General features: G+C 61.2%; 16 protein-coding genes. 10 read left to right on the plus strand and 6 right to left on the minus strand.

From position 1 onward, the window contains the following. Nucleotides 1-177: 177 nt before the first annotated feature. From BI292_RS23225 to betC, 3 genes are all read right to left on the minus strand, one after another. On the minus strand, nt 178-1,746 hold the full coding sequence (locus BI292_RS23225) for a SulP family inorganic anion transporter (protein ID WP_101209325.1): 1,569 nt from the start codon (nt 1,744-1,746) through the stop codon (nt 178-180). A 311-nt stretch (nt 1,747-2,057) separates the two neighbouring features. After that, the gene (gene choX / locus BI292_RS23230) at nt 2,058-2,978 is read right to left on the minus strand and encodes a choline ABC transporter substrate-binding protein (protein ID WP_101209326.1); all 921 of its coding nucleotides are present in this window, start codon (nt 2,976-2,978) and stop codon (nt 2,058-2,060) included. A 16-nt stretch (nt 2,979-2,994) separates the two neighbouring features. Then, nucleotides 2,995-4,503 (minus strand): choline-sulfatase, encoded by a 1,509-nt coding sequence (gene betC / locus BI292_RS23235; RefSeq protein ID WP_092275619.1) that lies wholly within the window; start codon nt 4,501-4,503, stop codon nt 2,995-2,997. Between the two features lie 114 nt (nt 4,504-4,617). Between betC and BI292_RS23240 the strand changes: the two genes are divergently transcribed. Continuing rightward, a complete protein-coding gene (locus BI292_RS23240; protein ID WP_101209327.1) occupies nt 4,618-5,568 on the plus strand; it encodes a LysR family transcriptional regulator in 951 nt (316 codons plus the stop codon). A 6-nt stretch (nt 5,569-5,574) separates the two neighbouring features. Here BI292_RS23240 and BI292_RS23245 read toward each other — a convergent pair whose 3' ends face one another. Next, nucleotides 5,575-6,240 carry an NAD(P)-dependent oxidoreductase gene (locus BI292_RS23245; protein ID WP_101209328.1) on the minus strand — a complete coding sequence of 222 codons (666 nt, stop codon included), beginning with the start codon at nt 6,238-6,240 and terminating at the stop codon, nt 5,575-5,577. A gap of 95 nt (nt 6,241-6,335) precedes the next feature. On the opposite strand from BI292_RS23245, the gene BI292_RS23250 reads away from it, so the two are divergent. Next, complete coding sequence (locus BI292_RS23250) at nt 6,336-6,662, plus strand: DOPA 4,5-dioxygenase family protein (RefSeq protein WP_101209329.1); 327 nt, start codon at nt 6,336-6,338, stop codon at nt 6,660-6,662. Here BI292_RS23250 and BI292_RS23255 read toward each other — a convergent pair whose 3' ends face one another. After that, nucleotides 6,663-7,064: a GFA family protein gene (locus tag BI292_RS23255; protein ID WP_101209330.1), complete on the minus strand. Its 402-nt coding sequence runs from the start codon at nt 7,062-7,064 to the stop codon at nt 6,663-6,665. A gap of 387 nt (nt 7,065-7,451) precedes the next feature. Here BI292_RS23255 and BI292_RS23260 point away from each other — a divergent pair, with 387 nt between their 5' ends. From BI292_RS23260 to BI292_RS23295, 8 genes are all read left to right on the plus strand, one after another. Next, the gene (locus BI292_RS23260; protein WP_101209331.1) at nt 7,452-8,759 is read left to right on the plus strand and encodes a CitMHS family transporter; all 1,308 of its coding nucleotides are present in this window, start codon (nt 7,452-7,454) and stop codon (nt 8,757-8,759) included. Between the two features lie 585 nt (nt 8,760-9,344). Further along, complete coding sequence (locus tag BI292_RS23265) at nt 9,345-11,003, plus strand: Na/Pi cotransporter family protein (RefSeq protein ID WP_092275600.1); 1,659 nt, start codon at nt 9,345-9,347, stop codon at nt 11,001-11,003. Nucleotides 11,004-11,177: 174 nt separating this feature from the next. Further along, nucleotides 11,178-12,563: a pitrilysin family protein gene (locus BI292_RS23270; RefSeq protein ID WP_101209332.1), complete on the plus strand. Its 1,386-nt coding sequence runs from the start codon at nt 11,178-11,180 to the stop codon at nt 12,561-12,563. 783 nt (nt 12,564-13,346) lie between these two features. Further along, nucleotides 13,347-14,375, plus strand: coding sequence for a DUF5924 family protein (locus BI292_RS23275; RefSeq protein ID WP_101209333.1), 1,029 nt, complete (start codon nt 13,347-13,349; stop codon nt 14,373-14,375). Nucleotides 14,376-14,429: 54 nt separating this feature from the next. Next, a complete protein-coding gene (locus BI292_RS23280; protein ID WP_101209334.1) occupies nt 14,430-15,578 on the plus strand; it encodes an ABC transporter permease in 1,149 nt (382 codons plus the stop codon). A 29-nt stretch (nt 15,579-15,607) separates the two neighbouring features. After that, nucleotides 15,608-16,390 carry an ABC transporter ATP-binding protein gene (locus BI292_RS23285; protein ID WP_092275587.1) on the plus strand — a complete coding sequence of 261 codons (783 nt, stop codon included), beginning with the start codon at nt 15,608-15,610 and terminating at the stop codon, nt 16,388-16,390. 1 nt (nt 16,391) lies between these two features. Then, nucleotides 16,392-17,330 carry an MlaD family protein gene (locus tag BI292_RS23290; protein WP_101209335.1) on the plus strand — a complete coding sequence of 313 codons (939 nt, stop codon included), beginning with the start codon at nt 16,392-16,394 and terminating at the stop codon, nt 17,328-17,330. Next, a complete protein-coding gene (locus BI292_RS23295; protein WP_101209336.1) occupies nt 17,327-17,968 on the plus strand; it encodes an ABC-type transport auxiliary lipoprotein family protein in 642 nt (213 codons plus the stop codon). Before BI292_RS23290 ends, BI292_RS23295 begins: the two co-directional genes overlap by 4 nt. 138 nt (nt 17,969-18,106) lie before the next feature. Here BI292_RS23295 and BI292_RS23300 read toward each other — a convergent pair whose 3' ends face one another. Next, nucleotides 18,107-19,336, minus strand: coding sequence for a nucleoside recognition domain-containing protein (locus BI292_RS23300; RefSeq protein ID WP_101209337.1), 1,230 nt, complete (start codon nt 19,334-19,336; stop codon nt 18,107-18,109). Nucleotides 19,337-19,472: the final 136 nt, after the last annotated feature.

Here is a 19,472-nt window from a genome sequence, read left to right on the forward strand (position 1 = left end):
GTGATAACTGTGGCGAGGGGGCTTGCCTGTGGCGAGGGGGCTTGCCCCCGTCGGGCTGCGCAGCAGCCCCATAAATCCGTCTGACACACCCCGGTCGCTGAATTTACGACCGCTTCGCGGCCGAACGGGGGCAAGCCCCCTCGCCACAGGTTATGTGGTTGCCATACAACTACGGTTTCAGTCCTCAAACCTTATCGGGCATTTCTCCGGGCCTTCCAACTTGCGCAGTTCCTCCACCACCGGTGGTCGCGCCCCGCGCAGGGTCAGGCTGCGATTCTGTTTGAGCAGCCGCCGCGCTTCCTGATGCAGCATCTCCACGCCTGAATAGTCGATGAAGTTGATGTGCTGCGCCTCGATCACCACGCGGGCGCCGTGCATCCGCTGCAGGCGCACTTGCAGGTAATGGCTGGCGCCGAAGAAGATTGAACCGCCGACACGCAAAATATCTTCATCGCCATCGCGCCAATGCTGCACGCGCGGCTGCGACGTGCGTTTGAGGTAGAAGAACAGCGACGCCAGCACCCCGGCGTAAATCGCCGTTTGCAATTCCAGCAGCAACGTCGCGACACAGGTCAGCGCCATCACCACAAATTCGGCGCGGCTGACCCGCAGCAAGGCACGAATGGCGCGGTGGTCGACCAATCCCCATGCGATCAACAGAATGCTCCCGGCCATCGCCGGGATTGGAATGTGCGCGATCAAACCCGCGCCGAAAATCGCAAACAACGCCACCCATAACGCCGAAAACACCCCGGCCAGCGGCGAGCAGGCGCCCGCCTCGTAGCTCAGACCCGAACGCGTGAATGAACCGGCGGACAGCGAGCCGGAAAAGAACGCCCCGACAATGTTCGATAAACCCTGGGCGCGGACTTCCTGATTGGCGTCGAGCAATTGCTGCGAGCGCGCCGACAACGAGCGGGCAATCGACAGGCTCGTCACCAGTCCGAGCATGCCCACCGCGACCGCGCTCGGCAGCAGACGCAGGATCAACTCCAGGTCCAGCGGCACCGCGCTGAAGGGCGGCAAACGCCCGACAAATGCGCTGACCAGATGCACGTGGCCAAACATCGACGGCCACAGCCACACCAGCAACCCGCTGAGCACCAGCGTGAGCAACAACGTCGGCCAGCGCGGCAGAAGCATTTTCAGCACGATGCCGACGACAACTGTGGCGATCCCCAACACCAACGAAGGTTTATCCACAGCCCCAAGGTGCGTGATCAGGGTCATCAGGCTATTAAGCGCCGTGGCTTCGTTCGGCAGGTCCAGACCGAGCAGATTCGGCATCTGCCCGATGGCAATCACCACGGCGGCGCCGAGGGTGAAACCGAGCACCACCGAATGCGACACGAAATTCACTAATGCGCCGAAACGCAGCAGACCCAGCAACCACTGGAAAATACCCGCCAGCAGCGTCAGCAACAGGATCAGCGTGATGTAGTCCTGCGACGCGGGCACGGCCAGAGGGCTGACGCTGGCGTAGAGGACGATGGAAATCGCCGCTGTAGGACCGCAGATCAGGTGCCACGACGAGCCCCACAAACAAGCGATCAATACTGGAATGATCGCCGCGTACAAGCCGTATTCCGGTGGCAACCCGGCAATCAGGGCGTAGGCGATGGATTGTGGCAACGCGAGAATCGCGCCACTGAGGCCAACGATCGCATCGCGGCCAACGCTGGCGCGGGTCTGGCGCGGCAGCCAGCTCAGAAAAGGAAAGAGTGAATGGCGGCTGGGGAATGCCATGGGTCCTCTCGGGTGGGAGTTTGCGCAAGGGTAGCAGGGTGAGAGGGGTATCAGTTGGACCGCCCCCTCACCCTAACCCTCTCCCCAGAGGGGCGAGGGGACTGACCGTGTTGTTCTCTGGAGCTACATCGACCTGAAAGCCTGAGTCGAACTCAGGATTCGAAAGGCGCAGCCGTATAGATCTGAATGTCCGAGCCGAACTCAGGATTTGAAAAGCGTGGAGATCTGCTCCCTTTCCCCCTCTCCCCTCTGGGGAGAGGGCTGGGGTGAGGGGGCGATCTCCAGCCATACCAAAATCCAGGATCACCCAATCAAAGCTTGGCCTTCACCGCCCCCAGCGCGTCTTTGCCATCCAGCGTTTTCACGCCGTCCAGCCACTTGTCGAGCACCGCAGGATTGGCCTTGATCCACGCCTTGGCCGCTTCGGCGTTGCTGATTTTCTTGTTCACCACCTCAGCCATGATGCTGTTTTCCATGTCCTGGGTGAAACTCAGGTTGGTCAGCAGTTTGCCAACGTTCGGGCACGCCTGTGCATAACCTTTGCGGGTCAATGTATAAACGCTGCCGGTGTCGCCGAAGTACTTCTCGCCACCCTTCAGATAATTCATTTTCAGCTGCACGTTCATCGGGTGCGGCGTCCAGCCGAGGAAGGTCACGAACTTCTGTTTCTTAACCGCGCGGGACACTTCTGCCAGCATCGCCTGCTCGCTGGACTCGACCAGTTTCCATTGGCCGAGCTCGAAATCGTTCTTCTTGATGATGTCCTGCAGCGAAATATTCGCCGGCGCGCCAGAGCCGATGCCGTAGATCTTCTTGTCGAATTTGTCGGCGAATTTGTTCAAATCGGCGAAATCATGCACGCCGGCGTCCCAGACGTAATCCGGCACGGCCAGGGTGAACTCAGTGCCGTCGAGGTTTTTCGCCAGTTGCGTGACATCGCCATTCGCCACGAACTTGTCGTAGAAGCCCTGCTGCGCCGGCATCCAGTTGCCCAAAAATACGTCGACCTGGCCGTCCTTCAGCCCGCCAAAGGTGATCGGCACGGCGAGCGTATCGACTTTGGCCTTGTAGCCCATGCCGTCCAGCAGAAACCCGGTGATGGCGTTGGTGGCGGCGATGTCGCTCCAACCCGGGTCAGCCATTTTCACCGTCTCGCAGCTCTGATCGGCAAACGCCGAAGCGCTGCCCAGAGCCAGTAGCCCGACCGTCACGACTGTGGATAACCTTTGCATGGACTTCCCCTTCACATTATTGGTTTTGGCAGGGTTGTGGATAACGTGCTTTGCGCTCCAGATCGTCAAGGTCGATGTGGTTGCGCATGTACTGCTGACTGGCGTCGACCAGCGGCTGGTGATCCCAGCTCTTCAGCTTGCCGATGGTCAGGGCCTCGGCGACGAAACGCCGGCGCCGTTGGCTCTGCAGCACTTGTTGATGAATCTGCGGAATGTTCCATTTGGCCCGCGCCTCGGCGAGAAACTCGTCGAACAACGGCCGATGCGACTGGCTGAGTTCTTCCTGTTCGCGCGGGTCGTTGTGTACGTCGAAGAGTAGGCAAGGGTCGTCTTCGCTGTAGATAAATTTATACGCGCCGCGCCGAATCATCATCAACGGGCTGATGGTGCCTTCGGCCATGTACTCGCCGAACACTTCGTCATGCCCGCCCTGCCCTTGCAGATGCGACACCAGCGAACGGCCATCGAGCGGCAAGCCCGGCTCCAGTGAACCGCCGGCCAATTCAACAAACGTCGGCAACAGGTCGGCGGTGGAAACCGCAGCGCTGACCCGGCCCGCGCCGAACTGCCCTGGCGAGCTGATCAACAGTGGCACGCGGGCGGCCATTTCGAACCAGTGCATTTTGTACCAGAGGCCACGCTCGCCAAGCATGTCGCCGTGGTCGCCGGAGAACACGATGATCGTGTCGTCGATCAGCCCGGTTTCCTCAAGCGTTTGCAGGAGTTTGCCGACGTTGCTGTCGATATAGCTGCACGCGCCGAAATACGCACGGCGCGCATCGCGAATCTTATCCACAGGCAATGGCTTATCCCACAGGTCATAGACCTTGAGCAGGCGTTGCGAGTGCGGGTCGAGTTCGGATTGCGGCGGCGTTGTAGGCAAAGGGATGTCGGCGTCGTCGTACATATCCCAGAACGGCTTGGGAATCGTGTACGGATCGTGTGGGTGAGTCATCGACACGGTCAGGCAAAACGGCTGATCGCCATCCTCGCGGATGTGATCGAACAAGTATTGCTGCGCTTTGAACACCACTTCTTCGTCGAAATCCAGTTGATTGGTGCGCACGCACGGCCCGGCTTGCAGCACCGAGGACATGTTGTGGAACCAGGTCGGGCGCACGTCCGGTTCGTCCCAGTTCACCGACCAACCGTAATCGGCGGGATAGATGTCACTGGTCAGGCGTTCTTCATAGCCGTGGAGTTGGTCCGGGCCGCAAAAATGCATCTTGCCCGACAGCGCCGTGCGGTAGCCGAGGCGACGCAGATAGTGCGCGTAAGTCGGGACGTCGGCGGGGAAATCGGCCGCGTTGTCGTAAGCGCCGATCTTGCTCGGCAACTGACCGCTGACCAAAGTGAAACGCGACGGCGCGCACAACGGGCTGTTGCAATACGCGGCGTCGAACACCACGCCTTCGGCGGCGAGGCGGCTGAGATTCGGTAGTTTGATAGGCGAAGGACCGTAAAACGGCAACATTGGCGCGGCCATCTGATCGGCCATGATGAAAAGAATATTCTTGCGCTTCATGTGATCGCGGCATTCCATAGTGAATATTTATGCGAGAGTGCTGCGACCGAGCATGGAGGCCATGCGGTCTACGGTAAAGCCCACGCCAAGCAATGACTAGGATAAGCACAGCTTATGTATGACGCCCTCGGTGATTTGTCCCTCGACCTGCTGCGCGCCTTCGAAGCAGCGGCCCGTCAGCGCAGTTTTACCGCCGCAGCGGTGGAGCTCGGCACCACGCAACCGGCGATCAGCCAGCAGATCAAACGGTTGGAAGAGCAGCTCGGCACACGACTGTTTGATCGGATTTACCGTGGCATCGAACTGACTGAAGCCGGGACCATCCTGTTCGAGCAAGTTCAGCTCGGTTTGCAGAATATCGACGCAGGACTCACCGCGATCAGCGCGCAGCACTCCCACGAAGTACTGCAAGTGGCCACCGATTTCGCCTTCGCCGCGTATTGGCTGATGCCGCGTTTGCACCGCTTCCACCAGGCCAACCCGCACATCGATGTCAGCCTCGTCACCAGCGAACGCAATCACAACATGCTGCGCACCGATATCGACGTCGCCGTGCTCTTCGGCGATGGCCGCTTCAAACAGGGCGAAAGTCATTGGTTGTTCAGTGAGGAAGTGTTTCCTGTGTGCAGCCCGCTGTTGCTCAAGGACCGCGCCCTGCCCTTGCCGGTGCCGGCGCTGCTGGACTTGCCGCTGCTACATCTGCGTGGCGAGAACAGCAGCAACTGGTTCGACTGGAGCGGCGTATTTCGCGAGCTGGGGATCACCTCTGCGCCGGCGCCGGGGCAGTTGCGTTTCGACAATTACACCTTGCTGATCCAGGCGGCGATTGGCGGTCAGGGCGTCGCTATCGGTTGGCGGCACCTTGTGGATAACTTGCTGGCGCAGGGTTTGTTGTGTCGGCCAATCGCCGACACGCTGATTTCCCGATTGGGTTATTACGTGGTGTTGCCGCAACGCAAACGTCGCGGCGAGTTGATCCAGCAGTTTCTCGATTGGCTGATGGCAGAGCAGGCAACCAGCGCGCAATCGCTGACCGGCCTGCCCTTTCCTTCGATTGCGGTGTGAACGTTTCTAGTAATCTGTCGCCGCGACGAAGTTCACATGTTCGCCGACGTGCAGATTCAAACGCAGTTCATCGGCGATGCCGACCGCCACGCGATTCAAACGCTCAAGCGGTTCGGCCAGGCCCGGTTCCAGCGAGCTGCTGACCTGGCTGAAATGCTCGATGGTCAACCCGGCCACGCCACGCGGCGCGTCCACCAGCGTCCATTGCAAACCGCTGCCCTGCAGGGCTTCGAGGATTTCTTCGGCGGCGTGCAGTTGCAGGTTGTCCTCCACTTCCGGCTCGTCGAGCTCGGCGAAATCTCCTACGACGAACACTCGGGAAATACCGGCGGCTTGCATGCCGTCGATCAGCGCATCGATCGCCAGCACTTGCTCGACCGGGCCGGGGACGATGGTTTTTTCCACATGTTCGCTGCTGATCGGCAGCCCCGGCGCGTCCAACAGGCAAATCACCGCCGAACTGCCGGCGACGCTTTGCTTGACCCGTTCGGAGTCAAACAGATCACCGTTTTTGGTGCGCAGACCGGGGCGTGGCGCGAGCGCCGTCAGGTCATCGAGAATCGCGATCACTTCATGCTGGCGCCGCAGCATTTCAGCCATCAGCGCACTGCCCAGGCTACTCATGGCACCATAGAGCACCACTTTTACCGTCGGGGTTTCGGCATTTTTCATGGCTGATCTCCTTATTCCTTCTTATAAGTTGTACGTATATGGCGTGTGACCTGTAGGAATCGGCGAGGGTTCGAACGAGTTTGCGAGAGGTGCAGATGCAACAGATCACCGGCTACCACGCCCACGTTTATTTCGACGCCAGCACCATCGATCAGGCGCGCGCCTTGTGTGAGCAAGCGGCTGCGTTGTTTGCGCTGAAAATGGGCCGCGTCCACGAACGCCCGGTCGGGCCGCACCCGGACTGGAGCTGCCAATTGGCCTTTGGGCCGGAGTTGCTTGGCCAGGTGCTGCCGTGGCTGGCGCTCAATCGCCGCAGTCTGGTGGTGTTCCTGCACCCGGACACCGGCAATGATTTGCTCGATCACACCGAACACGCGATCTGGATGGGCGCGGTCCGACCGCTGAACCTGTCTATTTTCTGATCAGATATTTTCTTCGGCTTCGCTGGGCAAATGCTCGTCGAGGTGCAGCCACGGCAAGCGGCTGTCGCTCCAGATATGCCGCTCGGCCGGGGCGTGTTCAGGGTGATCAAGGGTGGCGATGGTCACATCGATGCTCTGTGGGCTGAGCTGCGTGATCAGCGCGACTTGCGCCCCACAGGTCGGGCAGAAATATCGCACGCAACTCGCGGACGAGTCGTACCGCGATGGCGTCCCGCGCAGCCACGCGAAGTCTGCGGCGGGCACGGTGATCCAAGTCGTGACAATGCCGCCGCTGACCCGCCGGCAAATCGAGCAATGGCAATGCGCGATGTCGTGCAGCGGCCCGCTGAATTGATAGCGCAAGTGTCCGCAATGGCAGCCGCCGGTGTGAATGTTTGCCATGTATTTCCCTCCTGATGCGTTTAGAAAGCAGGCTCGTTCCCGCACAACTGTGCGCGCCGCCGATTCACTGCAAGCCTGAGCCTACGCCTTAGCGCAATTGCGCCGCCTCGGCGCAGTCCGACGACCGGTGCCACAACCGCTCAATGCTTTCATCAACGAAAGGTAGCTGAAAGCTTGGCCGATTAGGATCGCCCCACTGCCGGCAACAGACCGGTTGGCCATGCGCATCGTTCGCACGGTCCAATTAACAACAACAATGGTGATTCTGATGTCTTTCGTTACCCGCCCCCTCGCTACACCTCCGCCCGTACGCCTCGCGCTTCCCGTTCTGCGCTGACCCGACCCGGTTCGCCCATTCCCTAGCCGCGCTACGCCTGGAGTATTCCCATGCTGACTTTCCTTGGCTTCGCCATGGTCATCACGTTCATGTTCCTGATCATGACCAAGCGCTTGTCCGCGCTGATTGCCCTGATCATCATCCCGATCCTGTTTGCGCTATTCGGTGGTTTCGCGCCGAAAATCGGCCCGATGATGCTCGAAGGCATCACCAAACTTGCGCCGACCGGCGTGATGTTGATGTTCGCCATTCTGTATTTTGCGCTGATGATCGATTCCGGCCTGTTCGACCCGGCCGTGCGCAAGATCCTCAAACTGGTCAAGGGCGACCCGTTGAAAGTGTCGGTCGGCACCGCTGTGCTGGCGCTGGTGGTTTCCCTCGACGGTGACGGCGCGACCACTTACATGATCTGCGTGGCCGCCATGCTGCCGCTCTACAGCCGCATCGGCATGAGCCCGCGAATTATGGCGGGCCTGATCATTCTGGCTGGCGGCGTGATGAACATGACGCCGTGGGGCGGCCCGACCGCACGTGCTGCGAGTGCGCTGCATGTCGACCCGTCGGACATTTTCGTGCCGATGATTCCGGCGATGCTCGCCGGCGTGGTGGCGATCCTGGCGATTGCCTATTTCTACGGCAAACGCGAGCGTGCGCGCCTCGGTGAATTGCACTTGGCGGGCGATGAAGTGGATCACAGCGAGATCAGTGTTTCGCAGTTCCCGGATGCGCGCCGTCCGAAGTTGATCTGGTTCAACGGCCTGCTGACGCTGGGCCTGATGTGCACGTTGATTGCCGGCCTGCTGCCGCTGCCAGTGCTGTTCATGGTGGCGTTCAGTATCGCGATGATCGTCAACTACCCGTGCCTGCAACAACAGAAGGATCGCGTTGCGGCCCATGCCGGCAGCGTGCTGGCGGTGGTCGGGTTGATCTTCGCGGCGGGGATCTTCACCGGCATTCTGTCGGGCACCGGCATGGTCGACGCGATGTCGAAAAGCTTGCTGGCGGTGATTCCGGAATTCCTCGGCCCGTACCTGGCGGTGATTACTGCGCTGGTGAGCATGCCGTTCACCTTCTTCATGTCCAACGACGCGTTTTACTACGGCGTGTTGCCGGTGCTCGCCGAGGCCGCCAGCCACTACGGCATTACTCCGGTGGAAATGGCCCGCGCCTCGATCGTCGGTCAGCCTGTGCACTTGCTGAGCCCGCTGGTGCCATCGACCTATTTGCTGGTCGCGCTGGCCGGAATCGAATTCGGCGACCATCAGCGCTTCACCCTTAAATGGGCCGTGCTGGTGTGCATGTGCATCATGGTCGCAGCGTTGCTGATGGGGATCTTCCCGCTGTTTAGCACCCTGTAAATCAGCGCACATACTCAGCCACCACCACCCTGTAGCAGCTGCCGAAGGCTGCGTTCGGCTGCGAAGCAGTCGCCAAACCTGACGATGCGGTCTTTCAGCGAGACCGCGTTGAATGGATCAGCGACTGCTGCGAAGCCGAACGCAGCCTTCGGCAGCTGCTACATGAGGCGAATCGCGGCATCCCCCGGCCCCATGACCACCACCACCACCCTGTAGCAGCTGCCGAAGGCTGCGTCCGGCTGCGAAGCAGTCGTTAGACCTGACGATGCGGTTCTTCAGCAAGACCGCGTTGAATGGATCAGCGACTGCTGCGCAGTCGAACGCAGCCTTCGGCAGCTGCTACATGAAGCGAGTTGCGGCATCCCCCGGTCCCATGACCACCACCATCCTGTACCAGCTGCGGTATCCGGTTTTGTGTCGCCGCATCAAGCTGTTTTTATGACAGTTTTGTTTCAATCGCTTATTCAGCTATGCGATGCTGGCGCCCAGACCGTTAGCCAACTACAGCTTAAGTACAGAACGTAGATCGTTGCGCGGCACCGTCAATTTGCCCCTTTGGGGCGCTACCACCACAGGGGGCCCAGCATGCTGACCCTGCTCAATTTGCTATCCGCCGTGACCTTGCTGATCTGGGGCACGCACATCGTTCGAACCGGCATCCTGCGGGTTTACGGTTCCAATCTGCGCCACGTGATTGGCCAGAACATGTCCAAACGCGGGTTGGCGTTTATCGCCGGCATCGTCGTCACCGCCATGGTCCAGAGCAGCAACGCCACGGCCATGCTCGTCACCTCCTTTGTCGGCCAGGGCCTGATGGCGCTGACCCCCGCGCTGGCGACCATGCTCGGCGCCGACGTCGGGACCGCGCTGATGGCGCGCGTGCTGACGTTTGATCTGTCGTGGCTGTCGCCGCTGCTGATCTTCCTCGGAGTGATTTTTTTCCTCTCGCGCAAACAGACGCGCATCGGCCAGATGGGCCGGGTCAGCATCGGCCTCGGGCTGATTATTCTGGCGCTGCAACTGATCGTCGAAGCCGCCGCACCGATCACCCAGGCGCAAGGTGTGAAGGTGATTTTCGCCTCGCTGACCGGCGACATCCTGCTCGACGCCCTGGTCGGCGCGCTGTTCGCGATGATTTCCTATTCCAGCCTCGCCGCCGTGCTGCTGACCGCGACCCTGGCCGGCGCCGGCGTGATCAGCTTGCCAGTGGCAATCGGCTTGGTGATCGGCGCCAACATCGGCAGCGGCATTCTGGCGTTCATGAGCACCAGCATGCAGAACGCTGCGGGTCGCCAAGTGGCGCTGGGCAGCCTGTTGTACAAACTGATCGGCCTGCTGCTGATCATTCCGGTGCTCGACCCGCTGGTGCACTGGATCGACAGCCTCGATTTCAGTCCGCAGGAAATGGTCATCGGTTTCCACCTGCTCTACAACACCGCGCGTTGCCTGATTCTGCTGCCGAGCGTCGGGCCGATGGCCAGACTCTGCGCCTGGCTATTGCCCGAGCGGCCGGAAATCAACGGCATGGCCAAACCGCGTCATCTCGATGCGACGGCGCTGGTCACCCCCGGTCTCGCGCTGGCCAACGCCGCTCGGGAAACCCTGCGCATCGGCGACCTGATCGACAACATGCTCGAATCGATGCTCGACGTGCTGCGCGGCAAACAGACCGCCGTCACTCAGGAAATGCGTCGCCTCACCGATGATGTCGAAGCGCTCTACAGCGCGATCAAACTGTACCTGGCGCAGATGCCGCGCGAAGACCTCAGCGAGCAAGACAGTCGGCGCTGGGCGGAAATCATTGAGCTGGCGATCAACCTCAAACTCGCCAGCGACCTGATCGAACGCATGCTGCGCAAAGTGCAGCAGCAGAAGACTTCGCAACGCCGCTCGTTCTCCGAAGTCGGCCTGGAAGAGCTGGCGGGGCTGCACAGTCAGCTGATTTCCAACCTGCGATTGGGCTTGTCGGTGTTCCTCAGCAGCGATCCGGAAAGTGCCCGGCAGTTGCTGCGCGAGAAACGTCGTTTCCGCGCGCAGGAACGCCGGTTGGCCCACGCGCATGTCAGCCGTTTGCAACGCAAGATTGTGCAGAGTATCGAAACCAGTTCGCTGCACCTGGAGCTGATTGCCGACATGAAACGCCTCAATTCGCTGTTTTGCAGCAGCGCCTACGCGGTACTGGAAACCGCCGACACCGGCGCGCTGGCGGCGGACGATTTGGCCGACATCACGCATTCGCCTTGAACGTCTGGGTGTGTGGCCAGTCAGTAACAGAGGTTCTGGTTCAAGATCATCGCGAGCAAGCTCGCTCCCACAGGTGATTGGCGTCGTTGATAAAACCAATGGGGGAGCGAGCTTGCTCGCGATGGCTGCCTGGAAAGCGACACGGATCTCCAATCAGCCGTATGGAAGCCTGTTATGCGTTGTCTGTTATTCGCCTGTCTGTTGCTCGGTTCATTTCCCGCGTTTGCCCTGGATCGTTTTCAGGTCGAAGGCTACGCGCTGCCTAATGGCCTGCAATTGCTGCTCAAACCCGGCACCGACCGTGGGCATGTAGCGATTCGGCTGGTGGTTGGCGTCGGCATCGACGACTTCCCTTGTGAGGAAAAGGAGCTGCCACACCTGCTCGAACACTTGCTGTTCAGCGGCATCGACGCCAGCGGCGAAGGCGGTCTGGAAGAACGCATGCAGGCCTTGGGCGGTGAATGGAATGCCTTCACCAGCAACGCCGACACCACATTCGTGATCGAAGCCCCGGCGAAAAATCAGCGCAAAGTCCTCGACCTGCTGCTGGCGTTGCTGACCCAGACCCAATTCGACGACAACGCGATCAACGCCGCCAAGCAAGTGGTCGAGCGCGAGGACGGCGGCCATTATTCGCACCTGCAACGCTGGATGGACCGGCAGGACCTCGGGCACACCGCGAGCAATCAGTTGGCGGTGGAGCTGGGCCTGAAATGCCCGCAACGCGCCGAAGTCGATTACCTGACCCGCGAGCAACTGGATAAGGTGCGCAAGGCCTGGTACGCGCCGAACAACATGACCCTGATCGTCGTCGGCGACCTCGACAAATTGCTCCCGGCCTATCTGGAACGGGCCTGGGGGCCGCTGGAACCGGTCGATCCCACCGAGCATTTGGCGTTGCCGGAAGTCAACGCCAGCGCCGCGCATGAGCGCAGTCTGATTCACGGTTTTGTCGGCGGCGGGGCGAAGTTGCACTGGCTGGTGCCAGAGCCGGTGCTCGAAGATGTGCCGGACCAGACGTTCGATCTGCTCAAGGATTATCTGGATTGGGCGCTGTATCGGCAGATGCGCCTGAACCACGGTTTGTCCTACGGGCCGTGGGCCGAGCGCGAGTTGTTTGGCAGCGTCGGTTTCATGAGCCTGAATGCTGACCTTGAGCGCGAGAATATCGATGAGGCGAAGCAGGTACTGGAGGATTTGAAGGCTGATCTGCTGAAGAACGGCCTGGATGTCGACACCTTCGACCGCCTCAAGCAAGCCGCCATCTCCCGCCAATCCTGGGCCGTGCAGGGCAACAGTGCGCTGGCCGACTACTATTGGAGCGCGCTCGGCGATTATCAGGACGGACGCTTCACCAACCCGTCCAGAGAACTGCAAGGCGTGACGCTGGCGGAAGCCAACAAAGCCATGCGCGAGTTGTTGTTGCAGCCGGGGTATCTGCGGATCGAGAAACCGCTGCTCAGCGATGATCAGTTGTTATGGGCGCTGGGCGGGGTGTTGGGCTTGATCGTGCTGGGCTTGCTGGCATTGCGCGCCCACCGCAAACCCACCGCGCTGTAGCAGCTGCCGAAGGCTGCGTTCGGCTGCGAAGCAGTCGTCAAACCGGGCGATGCGGTTTCTCGGGAAATACCGCGTTGTTTGGACCAACGACTGCTTCGCAGCCGAACGCAGGCTTCGCCAGCTGCTACAAAGGTTTTGCGGGTTTCGGGAAGGTTTCGCGGGTTTCGGGAGTTGCGACAAAGGTTTTGCGGGTTTGATATTTGCTTCAGGCTGCTCGCAGATTGACTGGCTTGCCGGGCGCCCCTGTAGCAGCTGCCGAAGGCTGCGTTCGGCTGCGAAGCAGTCGTCAAACCGGGCGATGCGGTTTTTCAGGAATACCGCGTTGTTTGGACCAACGACTGCTGCGCAGCCGAACGCAGGCTTCGCCAGCTGCTACAAGGGTTTTGCGGGTCGGGAAGGTTTTGCGGGTTTCGGGAGTTGCTACAAAGGTTTTGCGGGTTTGATATTTGCTCCACGCTGCTCGCAGATTGACTGGCTTGCCGGGCGCCCCTGTAGCAGCTGCCGAAGGCTGCGTTCGGCTGCGAAGCAGTCGTCAAACCGGGCGATGCGGTTTTTCAGGAATTCCGCGTTGTTTGGACTAACGACTGCTGCGCAGCCGAACGCAGGCTTCGCCAGCTGCTACAAGGGTTTTGCGGGTCGGGAAGGTTTTGCGGGTTTCGGGAGTTGCGACAAGGGTTTTGCGGGTTTGATATTTGCTTCAGGCTTCTCGCAGGTTATCGCCACGCTGGCCTCGCCAGCGTTACCCTGTCGAGGATTTTTTCCACGACTAATGTGAATCGCCGAATGCCGACCCTGACCGTATTTGTCCAGCGCATCATTGACTTGATGAAACGCTATCCGGGGGTCATTGCGCTCGGTGGTTTTGTCTCCGGGGTCGGCAGTTTCATGCTGGTCGATCGTCAGCAAGGGCTGGCGACGTGGATCACCATCATCATGCTGATCAGCTGGATCTGGCTGATGCTGGAAAACAGCCTGACCAAGCTCTTCGCCAGAATCTTCAAACGCGAAATCCCCCAGCCGCTGCTGCGTTACGCCACGCAGATGATTCACCAGGAAAGCCTGTTTTTTGTCCTGCCGTTTTTCTTCATCACCACGACCTGGAACAGCGGCCAACTGGTCTTCACCGGGTTGCTGAGCATCGCCGCGCTGATCTCCATCACCGATCCGCTCTACTACAAATGGCTGGCGCCGCGCCGTTGGGCGTTTCTCGCGTTGCACACGCTGACGCTGTTCGCCGCCCTGCTCACCGCCCTGCCCGTGATCCTGCACCTGACCACCGCGCAGAGTTTCAAACTGGCGCTCGGCATCGCCGTGGTCCTGTCGTTCCCGAGCCTGGCGTCGATTTTCCCGATCCGTACCGTGCGCAACGCCCTGGCCATCCTCAGCATCACGCTGGGCATCGGCGCGCTCGGCTGGGTGCTGCGCTCGTGGGTGCCGCCGGCGACGTTGTGGATGACCGACGTGGCGATCAGCACGCAAATGCAGGACCGCACGCCGGGCAAGAGTCTCGACGAAGTCAGCGCCGAGCAGATTCGCGGTGACGGGCTCTACGCCTACACCGCGATCAACGCGCCGCGCGGCCTGGACGAGCGGATTTATCACGTGTGGAAATTCAACGGCAAAGAGGTCGACCGCATTCCGCTGGATATCCACGGCGGGCGCAAGGAAGGCTATCGGGCTTGGACGCACAAGCAGAACTTCCCCGGCAATCCGGCGGGCAAATGGCAGGTCCGGGTGTTGACCGAGGACGGCCAGGTCATCGGCGTGCTGCGCTTTGTGATCACCGACAGCACACCGACCAAAGAAAAGTAATCCGCTTCGTGCTATTACGTAGCGCTGCGAAATAGCCGAACAAGCACGGAGCTTATGAGCAGCAGCACGATGGCCGGCAATGCCCGACTGGACACTTCCAGCACCCCCGCGAATTTGCGCGTCACGGGTGACTGGACGCTCGCCCACTACGCCGACCTCAAGCGGCTGGGCGACACCCTTCGCGGCCAATACGACGACAGCACGCCGATCGACCTCAATGGCCTCGGCGCGCTGGACACGGCCGGTGCCTCGCTGCTGGTGGAGCTGCTCGGCTCCGAACGCCTCGGCAAGTCCGCCGAACACCCTGACTGCACGCTGTCCGGCGCTGATCGCGCGTTATTGCAAACGGTCTATTGCTCGATGACCGACTTTTGCGTGCCGATCAAGGAAGCCGAAGTCGGCGTCGGCATCCAATTGCTCACGCGCATCGGCCGGGCCGTCGACACCGTGTGGCAAGACACCCTGCAACTGCTGGGTTTCGTCGGCCTGATCCTCGAAACCATCGCACGCGGATTGCTCCGGCCGAAACGCTGGCGCATCACGCCGATGGTCGCGCACATCGAACAAACCGGCCTCGACGCCGCGCCGATCGTGGCGTTGCTGACGTTTCTGGTCGGCGCCGTAGTCGCGTTTCTCGGGGCAACGGTGCTCGCCAGTTTCGGCGCGAGCATTTTCACGGTGGACCTCGTGGCGTTCTCGTTTCTGCGCGAATTCGGCGTGTTGCTGACCGCGATCCTCATGGCTGGGCGCACCGCCAGTGCGTTCACCGCGCAAATCGGCTCGATGAAGGCCAACGAAGAGATCGACGCGATCCGCACGTTAGGCCTCGACCCCATGGAATTGCTGGTGGTCCCACGTGTGTTGGCGCTACTGGTAGCGCTGCCGATGCTGACTTTTCTGGCGATGCTTTCCGGGATTATTGGCGGCGGCGTAGTTTGCGCGGTGTCGCTGGGGATTTCCCCGGCGATGTTCCTGTCGCTGCTGCAAACCGACATCGGCGTTCAGCATTTTCTGGTGGGGATGGTCAAAGCGCCGATCTTCGCATTCCTCATCGCCGCGATTGGTTGCCTCGAAGGCTTCAAGGTCAGCGGCAGCGCGGAGTCGGTCGGCGCGCACACCACGTCGAGCGTGGTTCAGTCGATTTTTGTGGTGATCGTGCTCGACGCCGTGGCCGCGTTGTTTTTCATGGAGATGGGCTGGTGAGTGGCTTACCCCGAGCGTCTGACGCGGCGATGACCGACGCGGTGATCGAAGTCCGTGGACTGTGCAACCGTTTCGGCAGCCAGAGCGTGCACGAGAACCTCGATCTGGATTTGTACAAGGGCGAAATCCTCGCGGTGGTCGGCGGTTCCGGCAGCGGCAAATCGGTGTTGCTGCGCAGCATCGTCGGTTTGCGCCAGCCCAGCGAAGGGGTGGTCAAAGTCTTCGGCAAGAACCTGCCGACGCTGTCCGAGCATGAGCGCTCGCTGGTCGAACGGCGCTTCGGCGTGCTGTTCCAGAAAGGCGCGTTGTTCTCGTCGCTGACCGTGACCGAAAACGTCGCCCTGCCGCTGATCGAACACGCCGGCCTCAGCCGCGCCGACGCCGAGCACCTGGCGGCGGTGAAACTGGCGCTGGCCGGGTTGCCGCTGTCGGCGGCGGACAAATACCCGGCGTCGCTGTCCGGCGGCATGATCAAGCGTGCCGCACTGGCGCGGGCCCTGGCGCTGGACCCGGACATCCTGTTTCTCGACGAACCCACCGCCGGCCTCGACCCGATTGGCGCGGCGGCGTTCGATCAACTGATCCTGACCCTGCGCGATGCGTTGGGCCTGAGCGTATTCCTCGTGACCCACGACCTCGACACCCTCTACACCATCACCGACCGCGTGGCGGTGCTGGCGCAGAAAAAAGTGCTGGTGGCCGATGCCATCGACGTCGTCTCGGAAACCGATGACGCGTGGATTCACGAATACTTCCATGGCCCCCGTGGCCGCGCGGCGCTGACTGCCGCTCAACAGCTAAACGAGGTCTGACATGGAAACCCGAGCCCATCATGTATTGATCGGCCTGTTCACCGTGCTGGTGGTGGCGGGCGCCCTGCTCTTCGGTTTGTGGCTGGCCAAGTCCAGCGTCGACACCGAGTTCAAGGATTACGAAATCGTCTTCAACGAGGCGGTCAGCGGTTTGTCCAAGGGCAGCGCCGTGCAGTACAGCGGGATCAAGGTCGGCGACGTCGTGACCCTGCGCCTCGACCCCAACGATCCGCGCCGGGTGCTGGCGCGCATTCGCCTCGGCGGCGAGACGCCGATCAAGGAAGACACCCGCGCGATTCTGGCGCTGACCGGGATCACCGGCACCTCGATCATTCAGCTCAGCGGTGGCACGCCGCAGAGTCCGACGCTCAAGGGCAAGGACGGCGATCTGCCGACAATCGTCGCATCGCCCTCGCCCATCGCCCGTTTGCTCAACGACAGCGGTGACTTGATGGCCGGCGTGACCGCGCTGATGCACAACGCCAATCAGATGTTTTCGCCGGACAACGTCGAACGCATCAGCAAGACCCTCGAACACTTGGAGCAGACCACCGCGACGATTGCCGATCAGCGCGGCGATATTCGTCAGGCGATGCAGCAATTGGCCTCGGTCGGCAAGCAGGCCGGCGCCATGCTCGAACAGACCTCGGCGCTGATGCGTAACGCCAACGGCCTGCTCAACGATCAGGGCAAGCAGATGTTCGGCAGCGCCGAGCAGGCGATGAAGTCGCTGGAACAGAGCAGCGCGACCATCAACACGTTGCTGACGAGCAATCAGGATTCCCTCAACAACGGCATGCAAGGCCTCAATGGCCTGGCCCCGGCGGTGCGTGAATTGCGCGAAACCCTGAGTTCACTGCGGGCCATTTCCCAACGCCTGGAAGCCAACCCCAGCGGTTACTTGCTGGGCAGCGACAAGAACAAGGAATTCACCCCATGAAACTGACTCACCTCGCCCTCCTCGCTGGTTTTGCGCTGCTCAGTGCCTGTTCGATTTTGCCCAAGTCCGAGCCGTCGGATGTTTATCGTTTGCCCTCGGCGCAGAGCGGCGCGACGGGCAAGACCGGCGCAACGCAAGCGTGGTCGCTGCGTCTGGCCAAACCGCAGGCCAGCGAAATATTGAACAGCCCGAAAATCGCGGTGCTCCCGCAGGGTGATCTGATCAGCAGCTACAAGGCTTCGCGCTGGAGCGATCCGGCGCCGGTGCTGCTGCGCAACCGCTTGCTTGATGGTTTCCAGCGCGATGGCCGGGTGACGTTGTTGAGCACCGACGACAGCAATTTCCAGGCAGATCTGGAGTTGGGCGGCAATCTGCAGGCGTTTCAGACCGAATATCAGGGCACTGCGGCCAGTGTGGTGATTCGTCTGGACGCGTTGCTGGTGCGCGGTTATGACCAGCGCATCCTCGCCAGTCGACGCTTCGAAGTGCGCCAGCCGCTGAACGATGTGCAAGTCCCGGCGGTAGTCACCGGGTTCGGCCAGGCCAGCGATCAACTCACCGCGCAAGTGGTGAACTGGGCGGTTGAGCAAGGGCAGAAAGCCCAACCGCCCATCAGGAATGCCGCCGATCCCCTGTAGCAGCTGGCGCAGCCTGCGTCCGGCTGCGAAGCAGTCGCTAAACCAGGCACCGCAATCCTCCTGATAGATCCGGGAGAATGAACTGACGACTGCTTCGCAGCCGGACGCAGGCTGCGCCAGCTGCTACAGGGATCTTTGTTAACCAAAGAACCAGTAGCAAACAAAAATCGCGCCCACTACGCCAGCAAACTCCGCCAACAGCGCACACCCCACCGCGTGCCGGGCGCGCTGGATACCGACTGCGCCGAAGTACACCGCGAGCACGTAGAACGTGGTTTCGGTGCTGCCCTGAATCGTCGCCGCGACCAGTGCCGGGAAGCTGTCCACACCCGAGGTCTGCATCGTTTCAATCAGCATCGCCCGCGCGGCGCTGCCGGAGAACGGCTTGACCATCGCCGTCGGCAAGGCGTCGACGAAGCGCGTGTCCCAACCGGCCCACTCGACCAGATGCCGAATGCCGTCGAGGCCGAAATCCAGCGCGCCCGAGGCCCGCAATACACCCACCGCACAGAGCATCGCCACCAGATACGGCAGCAGATTCTTGGCGACGTCGAAGCCCTCCTTCGCGCCTTCGACAAACGCTTCGTAGACCTTCACTTTGCGCAGCGCGCCGATCAGCAGAAACAGCATGATCAGCCCGAACAGCGTCAGGTTGCCGAGGATCGAGGACAACCCCGCCAGCGCCGTCGCTGAGAGCGTCGCCAGCAGCGCCATGAAGCCACCCAATGCCAGCGCACCGGGAATCAGATACGCAAGCACCACCGGGTCCCACAGGCGCAGGCGTTGCATGAACGCCACCGACAGCAGACCGACCACCGTCGAACAGCTGGTGGCGAGCAGGATCGGCAGGAACACCAGCGTCGGGTCAGGCGCGCCTTGCTGCGCGCGGTACATGAAGATCGTCACCGGCAGCAGGGTCAGCGACGAGGCGTTGAGCACCAGAAACAGAATCTGCGCGTTGCTGGCGATGGTCGGGCTGGGGTTGAGCTCTTGCAGCGCCTTCATCGCTTTCAGGCCGATGGGCGTTGCGGCGTTGTCCAGACCGAGGCCGTTGGCGGCGAAGTTGAGGGTGATCAGGCCGATGGCCGGGTGACCGGCAGGGACTTCCGGCATCAGCCGCAGGAACAGCGGGCCCAAGGCCTTGGCCAGCCAGTCGACGATCCCGGCCTTCTCGGCGATCCGCAGAAAGCCCAGCCACAGGGTCAGCGTGCCGAACAGCAGGACCATGACTTCGACCGACAACTTGGCCATGGCGAAAATGCTTTCGACCATCGCCGCGAAGATCCCGGCATTGCCGCCGATCAGCCACTGCGCCATTGCCGACACGGCTGCGACGATAAAGAAGCCAAGCCACAGGCCATTGAGCATCAGTTAAATCCCCCGAAGAATGCGGCGAATGATAGCGGGGTCGTCAGAAACGACAAACCCCGGATTTCTCCGGGGTTTGTTTTAACGCGCGCTGCTAGCACCTGAACCCTGTAGGAGCGAGGCTTGCCCGCGAAGA

It is taken from the genome of Pseudomonas sp. 43NM1 (assembly GCF_002836905.1).
GTDB lineage: Bacteria > Pseudomonadota > Gammaproteobacteria > Pseudomonadales > Pseudomonadaceae > Aquipseudomonas > Aquipseudomonas prosekii.

Bases quoted from the DNA above. Each gene is read 5' to 3' on its own strand.
- BI292_RS23225 (WP_101209325.1), bottom strand. From the start codon at position 1,746: ATGGCATTCCCCAGCCGCCATTCACTCTTTCCTTTTCTGAGCTGGCTG.
- choX (WP_101209326.1), bottom strand. From the start codon at position 2,978: ATGCAAAGGTTATCCACAGTCGTGACGGTCGGGCTACTGGCTCTGGGC.
- betC (WP_092275619.1), bottom strand. From the start codon at position 4,503: ATGAAGCGCAAGAATATTCTTTTCATCATGGCCGATCAGATGGCCGCG.
- BI292_RS23240 (WP_101209327.1), top strand. From the start codon at position 4,618: ATGTATGACGCCCTCGGTGATTTGTCCCTCGACCTGCTGCGCGCCTTC.
- BI292_RS23245 (WP_101209328.1), bottom strand. From the start codon at position 6,240: ATGAAAAATGCCGAAACCCCGACGGTAAAAGTGGTGCTCTATGGTGCC.
- BI292_RS23250 (WP_101209329.1), top strand. From the start codon at position 6,336: ATGCAACAGATCACCGGCTACCACGCCCACGTTTATTTCGACGCCAGC.
- BI292_RS23255 (WP_101209330.1), bottom strand. From the start codon at position 7,064: ATGGCAAACATTCACACCGGCGGCTGCCATTGCGGACACTTGCGCTAT.
- BI292_RS23260 (WP_101209331.1), top strand. From the start codon at position 7,452: ATGCTGACTTTCCTTGGCTTCGCCATGGTCATCACGTTCATGTTCCTG.
- BI292_RS23265 (WP_092275600.1), top strand. From the start codon at position 9,345: ATGCTGACCCTGCTCAATTTGCTATCCGCCGTGACCTTGCTGATCTGG.
- BI292_RS23270 (WP_101209332.1), top strand. From the start codon at position 11,178: ATGCGTTGTCTGTTATTCGCCTGTCTGTTGCTCGGTTCATTTCCCGCG.
- BI292_RS23275 (WP_101209333.1), top strand. From the start codon at position 13,347: ATGCCGACCCTGACCGTATTTGTCCAGCGCATCATTGACTTGATGAAA.
- BI292_RS23280 (WP_101209334.1), top strand. From the start codon at position 14,430: ATGAGCAGCAGCACGATGGCCGGCAATGCCCGACTGGACACTTCCAGC.
- BI292_RS23285 (WP_092275587.1), top strand. From the start codon at position 15,608: ATGACCGACGCGGTGATCGAAGTCCGTGGACTGTGCAACCGTTTCGGC.
- BI292_RS23290 (WP_101209335.1), top strand. From the start codon at position 16,392: ATGGAAACCCGAGCCCATCATGTATTGATCGGCCTGTTCACCGTGCTG.
- BI292_RS23295 (WP_101209336.1), top strand. From the start codon at position 17,327: ATGAAACTGACTCACCTCGCCCTCCTCGCTGGTTTTGCGCTGCTCAGT.
- BI292_RS23300 (WP_101209337.1), bottom strand. From the start codon at position 19,336: ATGCTCAATGGCCTGTGGCTTGGCTTCTTTATCGTCGCAGCCGTGTCG.